13 protein-coding genes and 1 pseudogene are annotated in these 18029 nt (G+C 37.3%); 2 read left to right on the top strand and 12 right to left on the bottom strand.

The features are described from left to right. Positions 1–125: 125 nt before the first annotated feature. Positions 126–385, bottom strand: a pseudogene (locus AC2CZC_RS23710) (response regulator); the annotation flags it as partial. A 168-nt stretch (positions 386–553) separates the two neighbouring features. Between AC2CZC_RS23710 and AC2CZC_RS23705 the strand changes: the two are divergent. Then, on the top strand, positions 554–2959 hold the full coding sequence (locus tag AC2CZC_RS23705; protein WP_484585718.1) for a PAS domain S-box protein: 2406 nt from the start codon (positions 554–556) through the stop codon (positions 2957–2959). Positions 2960–3021: 62 nt separating this feature from the next. Here the strand turns inward: AC2CZC_RS23705 and AC2CZC_RS23700 are convergent, their stop codons facing one another. Beyond that, a complete protein-coding gene (locus AC2CZC_RS23700) occupies positions 3022–4338 on the bottom strand; it encodes a trypsin-like serine protease (RefSeq protein ID WP_484585717.1) in 1317 nt (438 codons plus the stop codon). An 869-nt stretch (positions 4339–5207) separates the two neighbouring features. On the opposite strand from AC2CZC_RS23700, the gene AC2CZC_RS23695 reads away from it, so the two are divergent. Then, positions 5208–5585 (top strand): hypothetical protein, encoded by a 378-nt coding sequence (locus AC2CZC_RS23695; protein WP_484585716.1) that lies wholly within the window; start codon positions 5208–5210, stop codon positions 5583–5585. A 245-nt stretch (positions 5586–5830) separates the two neighbouring features. Here AC2CZC_RS23695 and gmtX read toward each other — a convergent pair whose 3' ends face one another. From gmtX to AC2CZC_RS23645, 10 genes are all read right to left on the bottom strand, one after another. Then, positions 5831–6496 carry a gamma-mobile-trio protein GmtX gene (gmtX, locus tag AC2CZC_RS23690; protein WP_484585715.1) on the bottom strand — a complete coding sequence of 222 codons (666 nt, stop codon included), beginning with the start codon at positions 6494–6496 and terminating at the stop codon, positions 5831–5833. 18 nt (positions 6497–6514) lie between these two features. Beyond that, positions 6515–9067, bottom strand: coding sequence for a gamma-mobile-trio integrase GmtZ (gene gmtZ / locus AC2CZC_RS23685; protein WP_484585714.1), 2553 nt, complete (start codon positions 9065–9067; stop codon positions 6515–6517). Between the two features lie 13 nt (positions 9068–9080). Continuing rightward, complete coding sequence (gene gmtY / locus AC2CZC_RS23680; RefSeq protein ID WP_484585713.1) at positions 9081–10535, bottom strand: gamma-mobile-trio recombinase GmtY; 1455 nt, start codon at positions 10533–10535, stop codon at positions 9081–9083. A gap of 387 nt (positions 10536–10922) precedes the next feature. Continuing rightward, positions 10923–11057 carry a transposase gene (locus AC2CZC_RS23675; RefSeq protein WP_484585712.1) on the bottom strand — a complete coding sequence of 45 codons (135 nt, stop codon included), beginning with the start codon at positions 11055–11057 and terminating at the stop codon, positions 10923–10925. A 397-nt stretch (positions 11058–11454) separates the two neighbouring features. Next, a complete protein-coding gene (locus AC2CZC_RS23670) occupies positions 11455–12693 on the bottom strand; it encodes an ABC transporter permease (RefSeq protein WP_484585711.1) in 1239 nt (412 codons plus the stop codon). Next, positions 12686–13420: an ABC transporter ATP-binding protein gene (locus AC2CZC_RS23665; protein WP_484585710.1), complete on the bottom strand. Its 735-nt coding sequence runs from the start codon at positions 13418–13420 to the stop codon at positions 12686–12688. The genes AC2CZC_RS23670 and AC2CZC_RS23665 overlap by 8 nt, the downstream gene beginning before the upstream one ends. Continuing rightward, a complete protein-coding gene (locus AC2CZC_RS23660; RefSeq protein WP_484585709.1) occupies positions 13417–14565 on the bottom strand; it encodes an efflux RND transporter periplasmic adaptor subunit in 1149 nt (382 codons plus the stop codon). The genes AC2CZC_RS23665 and AC2CZC_RS23660 overlap by 4 nt, the downstream gene beginning before the upstream one ends. 15 nt (positions 14566–14580) lie before the next feature. After that, positions 14581–15288 (bottom strand): YIP1 family protein, encoded by a 708-nt coding sequence (locus AC2CZC_RS23655; protein ID WP_484585708.1) that lies wholly within the window; start codon positions 15286–15288, stop codon positions 14581–14583. A 50-nt stretch (positions 15289–15338) separates the two neighbouring features. Then, on the bottom strand, positions 15339–16589 hold the full coding sequence (locus tag AC2CZC_RS23650; RefSeq protein WP_484585707.1) for a type III PLP-dependent enzyme: 1251 nt from the start codon (positions 16587–16589) through the stop codon (positions 15339–15341). A 127-nt stretch (positions 16590–16716) separates the two neighbouring features. Continuing rightward, positions 16717–18027 (bottom strand): MFS transporter, encoded by a 1311-nt coding sequence (locus AC2CZC_RS23645; RefSeq protein ID WP_484585706.1) that lies wholly within the window; start codon positions 18025–18027, stop codon positions 16717–16719. Between the last annotated feature and the right edge of the window lie 2 nt (positions 18028–18029).

The following is an 18029-nucleotide window of genomic DNA, read 5'->3' as shown; positions in this document are numbered from 1 at the left end:
TAAATCTAACTTATTGAATTAGATTAGGAAATTTCTACTCGCTCTTTCGCCATATATACTCCGATACATGGTTTAGATACTATTATTAATGATGTCTCATAGGATTGTCGAGTCACTCTTGGCGTTTAAATATCCGCAGTTGGCAACGTAACTACAGAAAACCAGAAGCTTTCACCACCTTCACAAATTGACTGAGATTGATTGGCTTAACTACATAGCTATTGGCATGCAAATCTTAGGTTTTAATAATATCTTGTTCGGCTTCGGAGCTTGTCAATACAACGACAGGTATACGTTTTAAAGCACTATCAGACTTGACAGCATCAAGGACTTCTCGCCCGTCTATTTTGGGTGAATTAAGATCAAGTAGTATAAGATCAGGTCGAATCTCGAAATTTTTGCCTCAGAAAAAGCTGAACTACTTTAACTTAAAATGATACAACAGCTGAATGCCTTTACTAGAGCATTAATAATTTTTATGTTTTAGATGAACATAGAATAATCTTTGCTATATTTCTTTTAAGAATAAAAGGAATTAGCCATACTTTATCCTATGTCCAAAAACGCTCATCTAAACAACTTGAAAGTGGCATCATGCCAAGAGACCTATGCTGATTTCCCTAGTAAGTTAAATGAGGATGATTTGCTGAGTGCTTTGAAAGCATCTATGGAATTCGCCGCTGATGAAGTCTTTTGGATAAGCGCTAATGCTGAAATCTTATACGCCAATAATGCAGCACACTTAAAATTAGGATATGAACAAAATGAGTTAAACGGCACAAAGATATGGGAGTGGGACACAACTTTTTCAAAAGAGTTATGGCCACTTTTCTGGCAAGAACTACAAACACGTAAACATATTGAATTTGAAAGCTTGCAGCAAACGAAAATGGGTGACTCTTTTCCTATCCAATTGAAAGGCCATTACTTCAAATCAAATAATGAAGAGATGTTTATTGTTTTCATCTCTGATTTAACCGAGAAAAAACAAGAAGCTGAAAAACTTAAAGCACAAGCTGTACACATCTCAAATCTACTAGAACAAGAGAAAAAACGCTTTTCCGAATTTGTTGATTTGGCGCCCGTTGGTGTTGCCATTAATCGATTGGATGATGGCGCTTTTGACTACATTAATCATGAGTTTAGTCAATTTTCAGGATATAGCCTTGATGAACTCAATGGTATGAATTATTGGCAACTGACACCCAAAAAATATAAAGTACAAGAGAAAATACAGTTAGCTGATATAGCTCGAACAGGTCGCTATGGCCCATACGAGAAAGAATACATCCACAAAAATGGGTATACGTTCCCTGTACTGTTATCTGGAATTAAGATTACGGAAATAGATGGAACTGATTACATTTGGTCAGTTGTACAGGATATATCACAGCAAAAGCAAATCGAACAACAACTAGCCCAAGCAAAACACGAAGCTGATACCTATGCTCATCGAATGCAATTGGCAAACGACTCAGCAGGTATTGGTGTGTGGGAATGGGATCTTAATGATGATTCGCTAATCTGGGATGCATGGATGTACAAACTATACGGGATTGATGAAAAGCAATTCTCAGGTGCATATGAAGCCTGGGAAAACAGTGTTCACCCTGATGATATCGCATCCGCTAAAAGCAAACTACAGGCCGCTATTGAACACACAGGTATTTATGACCCAGAGTTTCGGGTCATTCACCCTAGTGGAGAAATCAGAACACTCAAAGCTAGTGCTGAGGTCATCTGTGACAATGAAGGCAATCCTATTAGAGTAATTGGTGTTAATTACGATATCACCGATAAAATCACCGCGCTGGAAACCTTAGAAAAAGCCAGAAAAAAAGCAGAAGAAGCAACTAAATCAAAAAGCGATTTCTTAGCAAATATGAGTCATGAAATTAGAACGCCCATGAATGCCATTCTAGGAGGGTTACAACTTTTACAGAATGAAGCTCTTGACGATAACCTCAAGGTGCTCATAGATAATGCCGCTTACTCCGCGAAAAGCCTTTTAACTATTATCAATGATATTTTAGATTACTCTAAAATTGAGTCTAACAAATTAGAGTTAGAACAAGCCCCCCTATCATTCATCGAAGTAATTGAATCCGTAAAGTATGACTTAGACCCTCTTGTGAGTCATAAAGGGATTGAATTTATTTCTATCATTGATGATGGCTTTTCAGATGGCTGGCTTGGAGATATTGTTAGGATCAAACAAATCCTACTGAATTTAACCTCGAACGCAGTTAAATTTACTGACATCGGTAAAGTAACACTGCAAGTAAGTATTAAAACGTATGAAAATATGCCTGCTATCTGTGTCACGGTTATAGACTCAGGTATTGGGATGAGTACAGAGGCACAAAAAAGGATCTTTGAACGGTTTGCTCAAGCTGATTCTTCCACAACAAGGAAATACGGTGGCACTGGCTTGGGTATGTCTATCACACTCAATTTAATAAAAATGATGGGAGGCAACATTGATGTAGTCAGCACGCCAAATGTCGGCACCAAAGTACAGGTTGTTTTGCCACTTAAGCAATCGTCATTAGAAGACGTTGAGAGAAAAACAAAATCAATATCTGCACCAGACCTAACTGGGAAAAACTTATTAATTGCAGAAGATAATAAGATAAATCAGGTTGTAATTGCATCTTTTTTAAAGGACACAAAGGCAAATCTAACCATCGTAGAAAATGGTAAACTCGCCATACAAGCAGTTGAAGAAGGAGAATTTGATTTAATACTCATGGATATCCATATGCCAGAAATGGATGGTGTTGAAGCACAAAAACACATTCATAGTATTAAAAACAATATTCCGATTATCGCTTTAACAGCAAATGTGATGGTTGAAGATGTAAAATTATATTTAGCGTTAGGGTTTGATGCTCATATAGGTAAACCAATAGATATGAGCAATCTATTTGGAGTATTAGAAGCCTACTCAAATACCTGAAGTAGGCCTTGAAATATTTCCAACTGAAGGTGGCTTGTCAGGCGTGTTCTTATTATTCACCACTAAGGTTGGCGGATGATGTTAATTGAAATCTCTGCGCCATGGTTCTCTGCTGATTTGTCAAACGCAACTAATAATTTAGAGTAACTCTGTATCCCGGCGAGCCTCAATTCCGCTGTACCTTCGTATCGAGTAGACTTAAGATAAGTTCTACCAAGGGTTACATTACCGCCTCCTGGCTTTACACCTATGACAGTAAAGTTAAGAGAGCCTGTAATATTGCCAATTGCTTTGACATCCACAACAGCTCTAGTATCTCTGCTCCCATTTACGATTGGGTTATCGACAAATATTCCAGTCGTCTGGGAATCTGAAATGTAATTGGTCTTTTTCACAATAACAATACCGGCATTCTCAAGTAACCTTACTAAAGGAGCGTTGCTACTTAAATCAAGTGCACCGTATAAAGCAAAGTTATGTGTTTCACTCACACCTGAGGCACATTTCCCTGCTTGAGCATTACTTGCTCTGGAAGCAACACCTAAAATCGTCGTAGGGCGGTATGTAGTTGTGATTGATGATCCGCTATCCCCTCCACATAACACACGATCAGAATATAAAATTTGGTGTTTATATTCGTTTCTTCTGTAAGTTGAGCCTTCATTTCCTGCCCCAATCGTTGGTCTTGCTTTTCTGAAAGTTATATCTCTAGTTCCATCTGATTCGTTTATATCACCATATGCAGGGCTAGAACCGACTACATTCAGCACTTTATTTGTTTTGTTATATTTTGCAAAGCTGAGGCGTGAAGGCATAAAAGCAGGGGTATAATTACCTGACACTGCCGACTCTAGTTGGAAAATTGCAAAATCATCTTTAGCGTATTCTATGTTTGCTCGATCATTCTGTGGAGTGCGATTGCTATACTCACTATGAAAATATATGGCAGGTGATGATTGTGAATGACCTTTTATATTTAGAAAGTACGTTTGGTTACCATCGGTGTCTCTGTTAGCCGTGTTCCCAATCAGCATAATTCTTGGTACGGCCTCTTCACCTTCATTCAAATTAAATGCTTCTTTAAGATATTCTGGATGAAGGCAGTGTGCAGCAGTCATTACCCACTCCTTGGTAATAAGGGTACCTGAGCAACGACTTTTATATCTTTCACCTATTTTATATGTCCACCCTATGGCATATCCATACTCCAAGTCTCTCTCATCTAGTTCGGTGCCGATTGCTTGAATATCAACTACCTCATTGTTGTGATATCGCTCTTGATTGAAAGATGTTTGAAGCTCTGCCTTTTTAATGGAGTCGACATATGTTTGTTCAGATGCGTAACCAATGTTTGTAAAACAGCTGTTGAGATTAAGCATAGGGCTAGTTTATTAATGGGATTCATCTTCATTATATTAATACTCCTTTGGTATATTGGTGTTAACATTCCTTTAGTTGATGTTAATTATTGGGCGTGATTTGAAGTTTGCAAAGTTTTAAGCAACTTTCTTACTTTTAGTTAAAAGCCCAAGTTTTGTTATTTATGCATCAATAGGAGGGCTTGTCATACTTATCTTAAAAAAACTGTCTGAGTATGGCCCTTATGCTGTTGACTTATCTAAGGGCCACTAAATACCCAGGTCTCATCAGTGAGTTTTCATTTACACTTCAGTTCGTCATCGATATTTAGACTCTGCCTATAAATTGATTGTAAAAAATGAAAAAAAATAAAATATGTTAAAACGGCGCAAAACATCACAATTTGTGATGTTTTGACAAAACCCTCACTGCCCCCTTAGAAAGGTCATAAAAAGCTCTTGTTGGTCCATTTAAATGGCTTTAAATGCGTTTTAATGCTGTTTAGCTGGTTTATTTGTAATTAGTACTGTGACGTAGGCATTGAAGTAATAGAACTAAGTTCGGCTCTTGACGCATAATTCAATTTTGCATAATATCAGTTCGAATCTCACTTGGCGGTTAGATTCCAAAAATATTTCTTCGTTGCATATAAGTCAACGGTCGGCGCAGAGGCTTGATAACCCTCTGCGCTAGAGAAAATGATAAAAAATTTTACAAGATTAAATACCCTACCTTTGTCTAATATAGAGGTGGGTTTTTTGTGTTGACATGATTTCTTATGTGGATTAGCATGAGTTATCTTCCTGTAAATATCAGGTTAGATTTATTTTTGGATCTTATCAGTCCAAATCTTTATATTAGCCAATCCTAATAAGGAAAATTTTATTTAATGATTAATAAAGAAATATTTTTTAACGAAACCGCCAACCAAACATTGAATTTTAGCCCTTCCCGTATTGCTCGTTTAACAAAGAGTGAATTAAACAAAGTTCTCGTAGGCTTTGGAAAAACTAAAATGAGGAATGCCATCGAGTATGTAGCCTCACACCCTGGGGACATTACACATGTCGTTCGAAGTCAATCCGGATGTAGTAATATCTCCGAAGCTTTTCGTAATGCTAACAAGCGCTTGCTTAATGTAGGTTTGATGGTTGTGTGTAAGCCTCAGAAAGGTAAAGGGAAAACTCAAGATGTGCATCAGTGGTATTTAATTCATGCACCGATAGTTCAAGTAAAAGTGCAACACGCTAGTAACGACCCTCGTTAAAAGTTGTGTCATCAAAAGCGCTCTGCAGGGCGCTTTTTTAAGGAACTTACTCAGAATAACCCCATATTCGTAAAGGCAAGTTTTTATTCGAATATTTCTGTGGTGAGAGTGGAGTAATTTAAGTAGTAGGCGATAAAAAGCAGTTAAGAACAAATTGTAGATTCCAGCTTGATAAAGACAATGTTTAGTATAATCCTTAACAAACTATGGTTGTCATTGTCAGTCGAGATTTCAAGGCTCATACATTATCCATTCTTTATTTTATCAATTATCTTCTTTAAACCAGTAAGATAGCCACGAGGAAATATTTCAACATTATACTCCAAATCCTTAACTTGCCCTGCTTGTGTGCTTTGCCAACCGTTATTTTTCATGCATTCATCGGATATCGAATAAAGCAAAGCCGATTTTTCATACTCATTCAGATCTTTTAGTCCATTTTTAATGTCTGGTAAAAATTGAGGCTCTTTTGTTGGGCGCCTATCAATTGTGATATTGCAATGCTGTTTTAGCACATTAAGCTGTTGACGGTAACGGTTTCGTTCCGCGAGTATTTGGCCGAATAGTGTTCTTACCGCAAGGTCTTCAATTCTTTCCAATAAAAGGTTATCGGTTGGAATCTTTTGAGCATTTGGATCATTAGAATTTTTAATAGTGCCACTTTCAGTGCATTTGTTTTCCCAAGCCTTAATTAAATCTCGATAATGTACATTACGTGTAGCTCTTATCGCTTGGTAACCTGGGCCGCCAGAGGCAGATGAAATACGGCCTATCTGAGCAATAGAGAAGTCTCTATATCCTGACTCTACATAGGATGAAAGTATTTTGTTGAGTTTATCCAAACTATCTTGTGTTCTTTTGACTCGGCCATTTTTAAGTTGCTTTAAAATTAGACCTATGTTGTTATCCATAAGACGCTACCTAGCTAATCATGAAATTAGCTTATGGGATTTATTATTCATGCTTTCTAGTGCTTTATTCAAGAGTTTGCTATCAGAAAGATATTCTCCAGCCTCTATATAATTTGCCGCTTTTCTAAACCCTTCAAATTTATTATTAGGGTCTGAGGCTTTTGCCATATACCTCATGAGCGCATTACATGCAATTAACTGTTCATTAGCACCCATTTCGAGAAATACAGGTTTCATTCCTCTTTTCATTAAAGCACGTGATATATGCATAGTACGCTTTTGTATTGCAGATGTTTTGATTAATTCATCGCGCAAATCAGGGTAAAACTCAGCATCTTCACAAAGTAGTGAAATATGTAACAATTCAGATTTTGTTTCTATAAGGTCTACAGCGTGCTTTACGTCTTTTTCGCTACCGATAGCGATAAATTTATCCCTATTATCTTTTTCCGATCGCGACTCTTCGATGTTATTTATTTTCCCAATCAACCCAAAGCATGCAATTAAGTCTTTTGTATACTCGTCAGCCTCTGTTTGTTGTTTTTCAAAACGACGTTGGGTCTCTAGTAATTTGGCTTTCTTTGTAAAGTACTCGCCATTTTCTACACAAAAAAATTGCTCATCTTTCAACTGCTCGAGTAAGGACTCTAACTCTAAAGATAAATTAGCAGCCTGATGGGCCTTAAAACTGAGTAGATTAAATCTGGCATTCAAAGCCGGAAGGTATCGTGCTTCCGTAATAAACCATCGGCATCTTACGCAGTTTTCTGGACCATGCGGCACAGGAGAGTATATTCGTTTCAATGCATTACTATCATCTTTTAATATTTCCCCCCCATTCCAGCAGCCACCTAACGTTTTTGTTTCGTCTACCCGCACAGTATTCCCTCCAACCAAGCATAGGCCTAGTCCTCGCTCTTCCCAACCGATAGGGTTTCGATTTACCAATGCCGCTTCTAAGCTTTCAGTTTGATTATATACAAGCGTATTTTTTATGTTTTCCATAGAAGCGTCTTTTAGAAAGTTTTTAACCGAACTTTCGGATGACTTGTATAATTCCCTCTCTGCTAATTTCATTTTTTCACTAAAAACTGAAGGCGAAATCTTATTGTAGTAAATAGTCATTAACATTCGAGAGTGACCTGCTAAAATTTTTGATATCACTGGAAGTGGCAAGCTTGTGTCCATTGTATATGCTGTAATAAGTGATACTCGTAAACTGTGAAGGGGAAATTGGGTTGTTCCAGAATCTTCACTTTTTGAAAAAGTAATCCTTTCGCCGTTTTCTAATTTTTCTCCTCTTTTATCCAATACAATTTCTAGCTGATTTAATAGGCTTTGCCACAGTCTTCTCACAGACTTGTCGTAAATTGGTTTAAATTTATCCTCGCCTGATGAAGAGGCATCTCGAAATAAAAAAGATATTTCTCCCATATTTTTTAACTGATATTGACTTTTTTTTTGGTCAGTATGTTTGTTCTGTAGAGTTGTACAGTCAGTTGGGTGAGGAATTGGGTTATATTTTTCTTGCCAGTTTCTTAACTTTTCTAGCCAATATAATATTTCTTTATGTTGCCATGGTATTGTATAGCCTTTCTCTAGGTCATTTTTATGCCGATCTGCTGTTTTATTTGTATTTATATAAAGCCCAGTTGAATAAACCCCAGTCGTGAAGTCGTATATTCGTCGAAATACTCCTCTTGAATATGGTTTTTTTTCACTACCGAGAGCAAATTTATGCCTATTATTCAGCCTCCATTTGCCTTTTTCATATCGCCAAGTATCAGCCTCTCCGCTATCTAGCATTCGGATCTGATATGTCCGAAGAGGCAAGTGAAGTTTCATAAATATTATCGTAGCTTTAACAGGCGACCAAATTTGATAAATAGTAGCTACCTTTCCATTTCTTACAACTTTTTTTGTGCGCCATACGCAATCAGGGTCAGTTTTGTCTAGAGTGCAGGGATCTATTTCGAACCAGTCTGATTTTGTGTTATGGGCCCATTTCCAATGTTTAAAATGTTGCTCTTTGAGAAAATCTTGGCCTTCTAGTCTGTTACTTCTCGCAGGCTTTATCGGCGGGCATAAAATGTTCCTAAGTTCTTGAACATATCGATAAGGTAATGCGTTTCTAACTGTTTCTACAACAGAGTTATTTATTTTTATCTTCGTTAATGGGTTTGTAACCAAGGGGACTCTAAGACCTTTTTCATTTTGCGCTGAAAAATGTTTTTCAATGACGTAATCTAAAAATTCGCTGGGTTGACCTATTGCTCTTTGTATTGCTAGAGCTTGGTTTACTGTTTGCCTTATTATTTTTTCAAATTCAGTAGTACTGCAGCGGTGGCCATTATGGCCTTTGAAAAACAATTCTATATTTGCTGAATATGGAGCAACTTTATACAAATAGGATTCGAAAAAGCGTGTGAGAGACACTTGCTTTGGAGCAACTCCTTCTTTTTGCGTTGACATCCATTCCGCAGCAAGCTTTTGCCACTCGCTCCACTCAGGCCCTAACGATGTAAGCATCCAAGAAAAAGTTAAATCATTAGAGCGCCCATCTATTTTCATTCTATCAACCTAGCTATTTAACAAGCTTTGGGTTTTTGCCACTAAAATACCCATCGGGATCAATATCTTCAAATCCATATTCAGTTAACTTACTCCATTCTAAATCAGGCATAGTTGGTTTAGGCTCTTCTAATTGCTGTGTGGCAAGATCAAGTTCATAAGTCAGGGACTGCTGGCTTTGAGTTGTATAAACTAGTTGAGACTCAAGAGATTTATGATGTAAGCAACGTCTAATTATTAATGAGCTTAAACCTGAAAGCGCAAGTCTTCTTCCATAGCTATGGCGGTGTCCATGGGGTCCAAGTCCCTCTTTTTTGTTTGGTTTTAGCCCGATTCGCTTTAAGCCTGATATATAATTTTGATGAAAGGCATTCAATGTATATGGCTTTCCTATATTACTGTGATGAAATGAAATAAAAGCATACGGATGATGGCACTCTATGTTTGCCCTGATTCTTAGATATACTTTCCATAACTTCATGAATAACATTCCAAAATCAGAGGGAAACCATTGGACTTGAATGTAACCTTCTGTGTGGTCTACGACCTTATTTTTCCAACCTAGATGCGCAGTGCCTCGCATGCGCTGCCTTGGAATTCTGCCATACTCTATTTTTAAATAAGTCTGCCGGCTATTTGTTTTTTCACTTCGAGTTCTATTCCCTGGCGCTTTTCCTTCAATCTCGTTGTATATCCTCACTAACGCATTATTGGGGTTTTCAGTTTGCTCGAATACATCAGTTACCCAAAGCAGCAAGGCTTCACTTTCCCTTAACCCACCGCCGTGCATTAAAAGCACAAGCAGTTGATCTCGGATTGCCACCGCGATTTTTTTTGAGCCTCCCACTCCAGATTCAAGAAACTTTTGAAAGTATTGTTCGGGAAAACAATATACATCTTGCTGTTGCGTACTCAACGTTGCTTTCCCTTTTAATATATGGGCCGTCGTAGTTGCTTTACTCACATTACCATTGAATAAGTGTCCAAGAAGCTGCCGATGGCTAGCGTAGTAGAAAGCTGCATATTGTAGTCGCTTTTCATCGGAGGGTATGCCGTGTTTATAGTCGGTAAATTCAGTTAAACTATTGTCTTTAAACCAATCTACAAACTTTGCTAGCCGTTTGATATGCATGTTGACACTGGTAACTGATCTAGGAAGCCAGTAAAGTCCTGATGAGTCATACCCTTCAGAGTCAATAGTTCCTTCATATAAACGACGAGAAAAAGTGCGAAATAAGGTTTTAGGGTCGGAAAAAATATCTTTATTGGCTTCCATATAGTCTAGTAGAAGCATTATTGTACGTATTGTCGCATTGATTGAGGAATTGCTATATCCATTAGTGTCCATACTAATAATGTAATCTGTTAGGCTACTAATTTCACCTTGCTCGGTTAGCAAAATGGGCAAATCAGTTTCTATGCCCGTATTGTCTTCAATAACTTTGGCTATTACCTTAACAGATGTCATATTTCATTGACTCATTTTAGATCGAATAGAAATAATCTCTAAGCATTACCAAAACTGAAATGCTGTTTTTTTCGTAGTTCAAGCCTTGCCTAAAGTTTTTTAGGCAGTACCATATACCACACTTTATTGATTTAGAGCTTAAAGTAACTCTACATACATAGCCTAGCCGTCTTTTCTAATAATTTCCTGTTTCTTTAAAAATTAGCTATCTATAGTGGTACACTTAATTTGTCTATAATCGAATACTGTTTATTTCTTCTGATATTAAGGTTTTTTAGTATTTAACTCTCTCGCTCTAAGCGATTGGTACGGGGGGCAAGTTCTTGGATCTGTTGCTGATCGGGCGTCAAAGCTTTCGGCTACGGTTTATCACCAATCTTTTCAATTTCAAGTTGCTGTCCCACCGTCTTTGGGCACTTCCAAGGTACGGCAGACTTCTGGAAATGAGTAACTTTTATCTATAACCAAGCAAGCCGCTTCAAGTTTATGTTCATTACTAAATGTTCGACGTTTTCTAGCCATTTGACACTTTTAGTTAAGTGGTAGCTATGGCATCTAAAGTTGTGTTCGAGTTTATTGAACCAAATATAGCCTAGCCACTTCTGCATAGATTACATCTAAAGCTGTAAAGCAGTGTTTCGCTAAAGTTTTAAACGGCTTTAAACTTAAAAGTACACAATAAACACTATATACAATAGACAGTATCGGACTTTATGTGGGTGTTTCTTTTCAAGGAAAGTTTTGAATTAAATTTAGGTTTATCATATATAACGTGGAAGTCTCAGCTTTTAGCATTGCCTCAATGGCGACATCCAACGGGCTTTTGGTTTCGGATTATATCTAAATGGATTCGACAAGATTGGCAGTACCCAATAATAAATGGGTAACTGCCAATAAGTTAAAACTAAACTAGCCTGTATTATTCGTAACGAAGCGCTTCAACGGGCACTAGTTTTGAGGCTTTTATGGCGGGTGCTAAGCCAAATACTACTCCAATAAATGTTGTAAAGCCAAATGACAGCATTACAGACCACATTGGAACAACTAATTCTGGCGCTCCAGGTAAAAATAAAATAATCAAACCTGCGATCCCATATCCTAGTACTATGCCTATTACTCCTCCAATCAACGATAAAATCAGTGCTTCGACTAAAAATTGATAGAGTATGATGTTTGACGAAGCCCCTAGTGCTTTTGCAATTCCTATTTCTTTAGTTCTCTCTGTGACAGACACAAGCATAATATTCATTATGCCAATACCGCCAACCAATAGGCTGATTGCAACAACACCAGATGCAACCAGTGTTACAGACCTTAATATACTATCAAACTGTTCTTTTGTTTTTTCTGCAGTGACAAATTCAAAGTAGTCTTTTTCTCCATCCTCAATATTATAGCGGCTACGTAATATCTGAAGCATTTGAGCCTTAATTACCTCTAGTGAAGTCCCCTTTTTGGGGCGAAACATGATTTCAATATTCTCTGTAACTTGACTACCATTTAATGATCTTATTGTACTAAAAGGCGCGATGATGTAGTTATCCTGATCATAACCTAGAATACTTCCCAATGTTTCTGCAACACCAATGATCCGAAATGAATCACCACTGAGTTTTATGAACTCACCGGTTGGGTTTTCTGGCATATTCAATTTTTTAATCACTGAACTCCCAACAAACGCAACTCTTCGGCGTCTTAAATCATCACTTTCAGATAAAAAGCGTCCTTCAACTGGGTATACGTTGACTACTTTTTGGTAACTACTGTCAGTGCCTATTATGTGAGTTTGTATTGTATCTCCACCATACTCAATATTCGCGCCCAAACTATATGCCCTCATTGTGACGGTCATATCTTCAACACCCCTGACCTTCCCTTTTAAAACGATGAAGTCGTCATAAGTTAACTTATTAATAAACCCTAACATCTCTTGGTTAGCACTTGTAAAGGCTCGCAGGGTGACCATATCGCTCCCCAAATCATTGAACTGTCTACTAATATTAGAGCTTAGTCCATTCATCACTGCTACCACAGATATCACGGCGGTTACGCCTATAATGATCCCGAGAGTAGTTAAAATACTACGCATAGCATTTGAATAAATAGCTTGAAGCGCAGCGCGTAATCCTTGATAGGCAGTATTGGCAAAATCACCCATAACTAGCCTCCTTTGAACTATCTACAACGCTAATACGTTGCTGATTGTATTTATCAGATTCTATTTGGCCATCCACGAGGCGAATGACTCGCTCACAGTGGTCTGCAATCTCACTCTCATGCGTTACGATTACGATGGTATGGCCTTTTTGATGTAATCTATCGAATAAAGACATAATATCAGCAGTTGTTTTGCTATCTAGATTACCTGTTGGTTCGTCGCCTAATAATATCGCTGGTTCAGTTACTAATGCTCGCGCAATTGCTACGCGTTGTCTTTGACCTCCAGAAAGTTGATTTGGAAGGTGGTTTACTTTGTTTGCCAAACCCACTTCACTTAAGGCTTTCAATGCTCGCTTTTTTCTCTCAGCGCTACTCATTGTTCTGTAGACTAATGGTTGAATAACATTATTGAGCACCGATGACTTCGGCAACAGGTTAAAACTTTGGAAAATAAACCCAATGGACTGGTTTCTAATTTTAGCCAAGGAGTCTTCTGTTGCATTAGCAGTATCCTGATTGTCTAGAATATATTCTCCAGAGCTCAAAGTATCTAAGCAGCCAATAATATTCATTAATGTGGATTTCCCCGAGCCCGAAGGGCCAGTGATAGCAACATACTCATTCTTGCTGATAGACAAGCTTACACTATTCAAAGCACAAAACTCTTCCTCAGCCATCATGTATTGCTTGTATACATTATTTAACATAATTATTGGAGAACTCATGATCTACTCTCTTTAAGTAAAACTCGAGTACCATCTTTAAATTGGTTAAACAAGCGGCTAGGGCCAGTTACAACTTCATCTTCAAGGTTTAATCCTGAGAGGATTGATTGGTGAGTATCAGTGGCCATCCCAACTTCAACCAAGCGCTTTTCAACTTTCCCGTTATCTAATACCCATACATAATGCTGATTATCTTCTTTACGAACTGCTGAAATAGATACACTCAAAGAGGGATTTGTTTCTTGTGTAATAATTTCTGCACGGCAGCTCATACCTGGGTGTAACTCAGCTGAGTCATCAAGAACTACTTTTACAGCATAATAAAGCCCATGCCCTACTTTAGAGCTTCTTGCGGTTGTACCGATACTACTTACTTTCCCTTTTATGAATTGCCTTGGGTTAGCTGCGGTATAAATATGTGTAACTTGTCCAATATGAACATTTGCAATATCAGCTTCATCTACTCTTAGCTCAGCTATCAGAGTCTGAGGATCTGCGAGTGTGAGTAATGAGGTACCAGCAAAGTTCATAGCGCTGGCAATAACAGTTTCTCCTATCTTAACGTCAACCGAGGAGATTAAACCTGACATGCTAGCTTTGAATGTTGTTTTATTTAACTTATCTTTGGCATAGAGTAATAAAGCTCTCTTTTGGTTAAGGCTTTCAATTGCTGCTTGCTCCTTTATTTTTGCAATTCTATATTCACTTTTAAGGCTTTCTAGGGTTTCTAAACCAATGCTACTTTGTTCATAGAGTTTGCGTTGTAGGTTTAAGCGTCTTTCAATGTCCTTAGAAACCTCTTTGGTATAATCAATTTCTATTTCTTGCGCTTTAACTGTTGACTGATAATTCGATACATCTGCTACGTAAGCTGTTTTATCTAGTTGTAAAAGTACATCGCCTTTTTCTACAAAATTTCCTTCCTCGACTAGTATTTCGGTTACTAAGCCAGTTACTTCTGAACTTACTTTTACCTTCGAATCAAATATTAAATTACCAGATGCTAAAATAGTGTCGGCTAAAACTTGACGCTCAACTTTTTCACTGCTGACAGTTAATTTTGATTGACTTCCCTTCCCTGCCGAGAATTTAATGAGCGTGAAAAAACCAGCTAAAATCACTAAAAAAATAATTACTTTTTTCATAGTTAAACACCCTTACTACATTACAACGAAAAACCAAGAGCCAAATACAAGAACATAGGGTAAAACAGAAATCAGTAGTGACTTTATTACCGATAGCTTTAAATAAACCTTCATTCCAATAGTCATTAAGCCAATTGACCATATATAAAATAAGTTGAAATTATCTGATATGTTGTAGAACTTTTCGTCAGGTGAAAAGTTGAAGAATACCTGATTTAAAGAAGAATAATTCTGCAGTACGATTGGTAAATCAGTATCGTTAGCGGTAGAAAATAGGAAAATGAATCCCAGCGCATGGATTAATAATGGCATGTAAGTCCAAACAACTAGGCTAAAACAGTCTCCAAAAGTACTACTTTTTACATTTTTTGAAATACTCGCGATTAGTTTTATATAGCCTGCCATAATAAGGCTGAGAAATAAGATAAAAATTGTTGCAGATACACTACTAATCAGAGCGAAGTGTTCTGCGGTTTGTTTCATTAAATCAACAACAGCATCCATCTCGGATGGTGAAATTTCTCCTGCATGTGCCAACTGTTGTTCAATAAGCCAATCTTGCGACATGTTAGAGTAAAATATTGCTGTACTTAAAATTGTTAGAATAATTAGCGTTAAGAGCCCAAACCAGCTCCACTTCTTAATATTACAAAGTTGCTCAAAAACGTTTCTTGGAGCAAGAAATATATCTAAAAGAGCAACGGGACTATTTGTATAACTCATAAAAATCTCTTCAATAAATCCTTTAAAAATTAGTAATAAAATAACTCAAATTAAATGGCTATTTTATGAACACCATAGGTTACAGCATTTTCTTTCGTGATGAGCTCGCCATTACTATCGACACATACAACACTTATCGGGTTAAAGCCGTTAAAATTTTGGGTAGCATAACTGTTAGAATAAGCACCTGTGGAAGCAAATAATAAATGGTCACCCTCTTTGAGTGAGGATGGAAGTACAACGGTCGTATTCGGTGGTAACAACATGTCATCGCTATCGCAGCTCGGGCCTGATAATACTGTGGGGGTAGTGTCTTTCATGGAGTGTAGGTTGACATCATCTAACAAATGAATAGGTAATTGAATGTCACTTGCTTCATATAGTCCATTAAACTTTCCTACATCCATATAAACCCAGTTTTCGACTCTTCCGTCAAACTCCCTTTGTGCTCTCAATAGCACTTTACTGACTACAACCCCCGTATTCGCGACGACAAAACGCCCAGGCTCCAACATAAATTTAAATTTACTTTTGCAGTTATCTTCAAATTTGTCGATGTGCGCTTTTAACGTCTCCAAATAACTTACTAAATCGAAATCCATTACTCTATCACGGTTAATATAACCATTGGCTGGCAGACCTCCACCTAGGTTAATCGCATTCAGTTTAATACCGTCTTTTTTAAGTTCAGAAACGACTAATTCGCAATTTTTAAGTGCATCAGCCCAAGCATCGGCACTCTGTTGCTGTGACCCTACATGAAATGATAATCCATGAGGAACTAGATCGAGGCTATTTGCTAATCTCAATAGTTCTGTCGCTCTAGTTACAGAAGTACCAAATTTTTTTGATAGTCCCCATACGGCACCTTTACCATTTGTTGATAGACGTACCATTACTTGAGCACCGGGTGCCATTTCTGCAACTTTCATCACTTCTTGTTCAGAGTCTACACTAAATGAGCGTATACCCAATTCGTAAGCGCGTGCTATTTCCTCACGTTTTTTTATCGAGTTCCCGAAGTGGACTTGTGTAGATAATCCACCAATTTCAAAGCACCTTTGTATTTCACCTAAGCTTGCCGCTTCGAAGCTTGAACCCAAGTGCCTTAGGTGCGATAGCACCAAAGGATCTGGATTTGACTTTACCGAATAGTAGACTTCTACATTAGGTAAAACTTTTTTTAACAAAGAAAATTGCTTATCAATTAATCCAAGCCCCATTACTAGGCAGGGAGTTGATATTTCATTGTTATTAATTAGTTGATTAACTCTCTTTTTTAACTGCGTAGCATTGTCCATTCAATCCACCAATCGCTTATATATTTATAATAAATATCGTGTTAATCAGGGTTTTTATTTTATATATAACATGTAAAACACTGATAGTGTATGTCCATTTAAAAAATTAAATGGACAAGTTTTATTTTTATCCTGCTTGCTGATTTACAGATGCTTCATCGCCTAGTTCATTCTGCTCATCTGATAGCTTTTTAGCATATTGCTTAGAGAAGCTAATAACTGATGGTGCAAAGTATAAGAGTGTGGAAGCTATAACTATCCCACCTGCTATAAGCCATGCCGCAGGCAGACCGAATTTATCAGCAACAAAGCCAGCTGTAAGCGCTCCTAAGAATGCTCCTGCTTGTGCCACTAAAGATTTGATAGATAGCATCGTAGAGCGGCTTTGTTCCTCAACGTTTTCGTGGAACATGGCTAAAATAGGAGCAACTGTGATCCCAGAGAACATGAACATTAATAAATAAACACTGATAAAGCCGAATAAGCTTTCTTGAATTGAAAAAACTACAAATAAACCGCCTATTATAAAACTAATTATAACTAACAGTGGGACGTAGTTATTTTTGAATAATCTAGCTAACGGAATAGACAGAGCCTGTCCAACTGCCAAGCAAATAAAGTTTGCTGCGAAAACTAAACCAAATATCCATGATGAGCTTTTATCATTAATAATCTCGCTTAGCATAGGTTGCCACAATTGCTCTAAAGATATAAATGCAGCTCCTCCCATAAAATCAAGAATAAATAATATCTTTAATATTGGGCTGGACGCCACTTGTTTACCTGCTTCACTAAGAACTTCACTTATCCCATCAAAAACAGATTTATTACTTCTTTTTACATCAGATTCATCAATAAATTTAACAGTCATAAAGATATGCAAGATAACTAATGGTATTAATAAGAAGAAGTTAACTTCATAGAATCCAATAAAGTCATTCCCTTCACTTATAAACTCAAACCATATAGGTAAAAACCCAGCTAGTACGGCACCTAAAGCTAAACCTAACACTTGAAATGATGTAACTTGTGCCTGTGCCTCCATTATGTTCGGTGAGTCAGAACCTTTTTCCGCATTAAATTTTTCGACAAATAGCGCATCTAAGGTTCCTGAGAATAAAGCTGTTGAAATACCATTCAAGGCCATTATTAATAGTAGTCCCTCAAATCTATCTACGAAGGTAAAACCTATTATAACGAGCAACAAGGTACACTCACCGATCAGAAATGTTTTTCTTCTTCCAAAGGTATCAGCTAGCGATCCAAATGGAATTTCAAATATAACAGTAAATAAAGTACTGGCTGCCAATAGTAATCCCATTTCAATTAAGCCAAGACCTTTATCCATGAACATTAAATACATAATAGGAGCGATAACACCACCTATTGCGGCAACACCTGCTTGGACTAAACCAAACTTCAATATCAAATTTTTCATTA

The organism is Pseudoalteromonas sp. MMG033 (genome assembly GCF_057197785.1).
Note: the sequence above shows the minus strand (reverse complement) of the source record. Positions and strands in the feature narration are given on the sequence as shown.

Bases quoted from the DNA above. Each gene is read 5' to 3' on its own strand.
- AC2CZC_RS23705 (WP_484585718.1), top strand. From the start codon at position 554: ATGTCCAAAAACGCTCATCTAAACAACTTGAAAGTGGCATCATGCCAA.
- AC2CZC_RS23700 (WP_484585717.1), bottom strand. From the start codon at position 4,338: ATGCTTAATCTCAACAGCTGTTTTACAAACATTGGTTACGCATCTGAA.
- AC2CZC_RS23695 (WP_484585716.1), top strand. From the start codon at position 5,208: ATGATTAATAAAGAAATATTTTTTAACGAAACCGCCAACCAAACATTG.
- gmtX (WP_484585715.1), bottom strand. From the start codon at position 6,496: ATGGATAACAACATAGGTCTAATTTTAAAGCAACTTAAAAATGGCCGA.
- gmtZ (WP_484585714.1), bottom strand. From the start codon at position 9,067: ATGAAAATAGATGGGCGCTCTAATGATTTAACTTTTTCTTGGATGCTT.
- gmtY (WP_484585713.1), bottom strand. From the start codon at position 10,535: ATGACATCTGTTAAGGTAATAGCCAAAGTTATTGAAGACAATACGGGC.
- AC2CZC_RS23675 (WP_484585712.1), bottom strand. From the start codon at position 11,057: ATGGCTAGAAAACGTCGAACATTTAGTAATGAACATAAACTTGAAGCG.
- AC2CZC_RS23670 (WP_484585711.1), bottom strand. From the start codon at position 12,693: ATGGGTGATTTTGCCAATACTGCCTATCAAGGATTACGCGCTGCGCTT.
- AC2CZC_RS23665 (WP_484585710.1), bottom strand. From the start codon at position 13,420: ATGAGTTCTCCAATAATTATGTTAAATAATGTATACAAGCAATACATG.
- AC2CZC_RS23660 (WP_484585709.1), bottom strand. From the start codon at position 14,565: ATGAAAAAAGTAATTATTTTTTTAGTGATTTTAGCTGGTTTTTTCACG.
- AC2CZC_RS23655 (WP_484585708.1), bottom strand. From the start codon at position 15,288: ATGAGTTATACAAATAGTCCCGTTGCTCTTTTAGATATATTTCTTGCT.
- AC2CZC_RS23650 (WP_484585707.1), bottom strand. From the start codon at position 16,589: ATGGACAATGCTACGCAGTTAAAAAAGAGAGTTAATCAACTAATTAAT.
- AC2CZC_RS23645 (WP_484585706.1), bottom strand. From the start codon at position 18,027: ATGAAAAATTTGATATTGAAGTTTGGTTTAGTCCAAGCAGGTGTTGCC.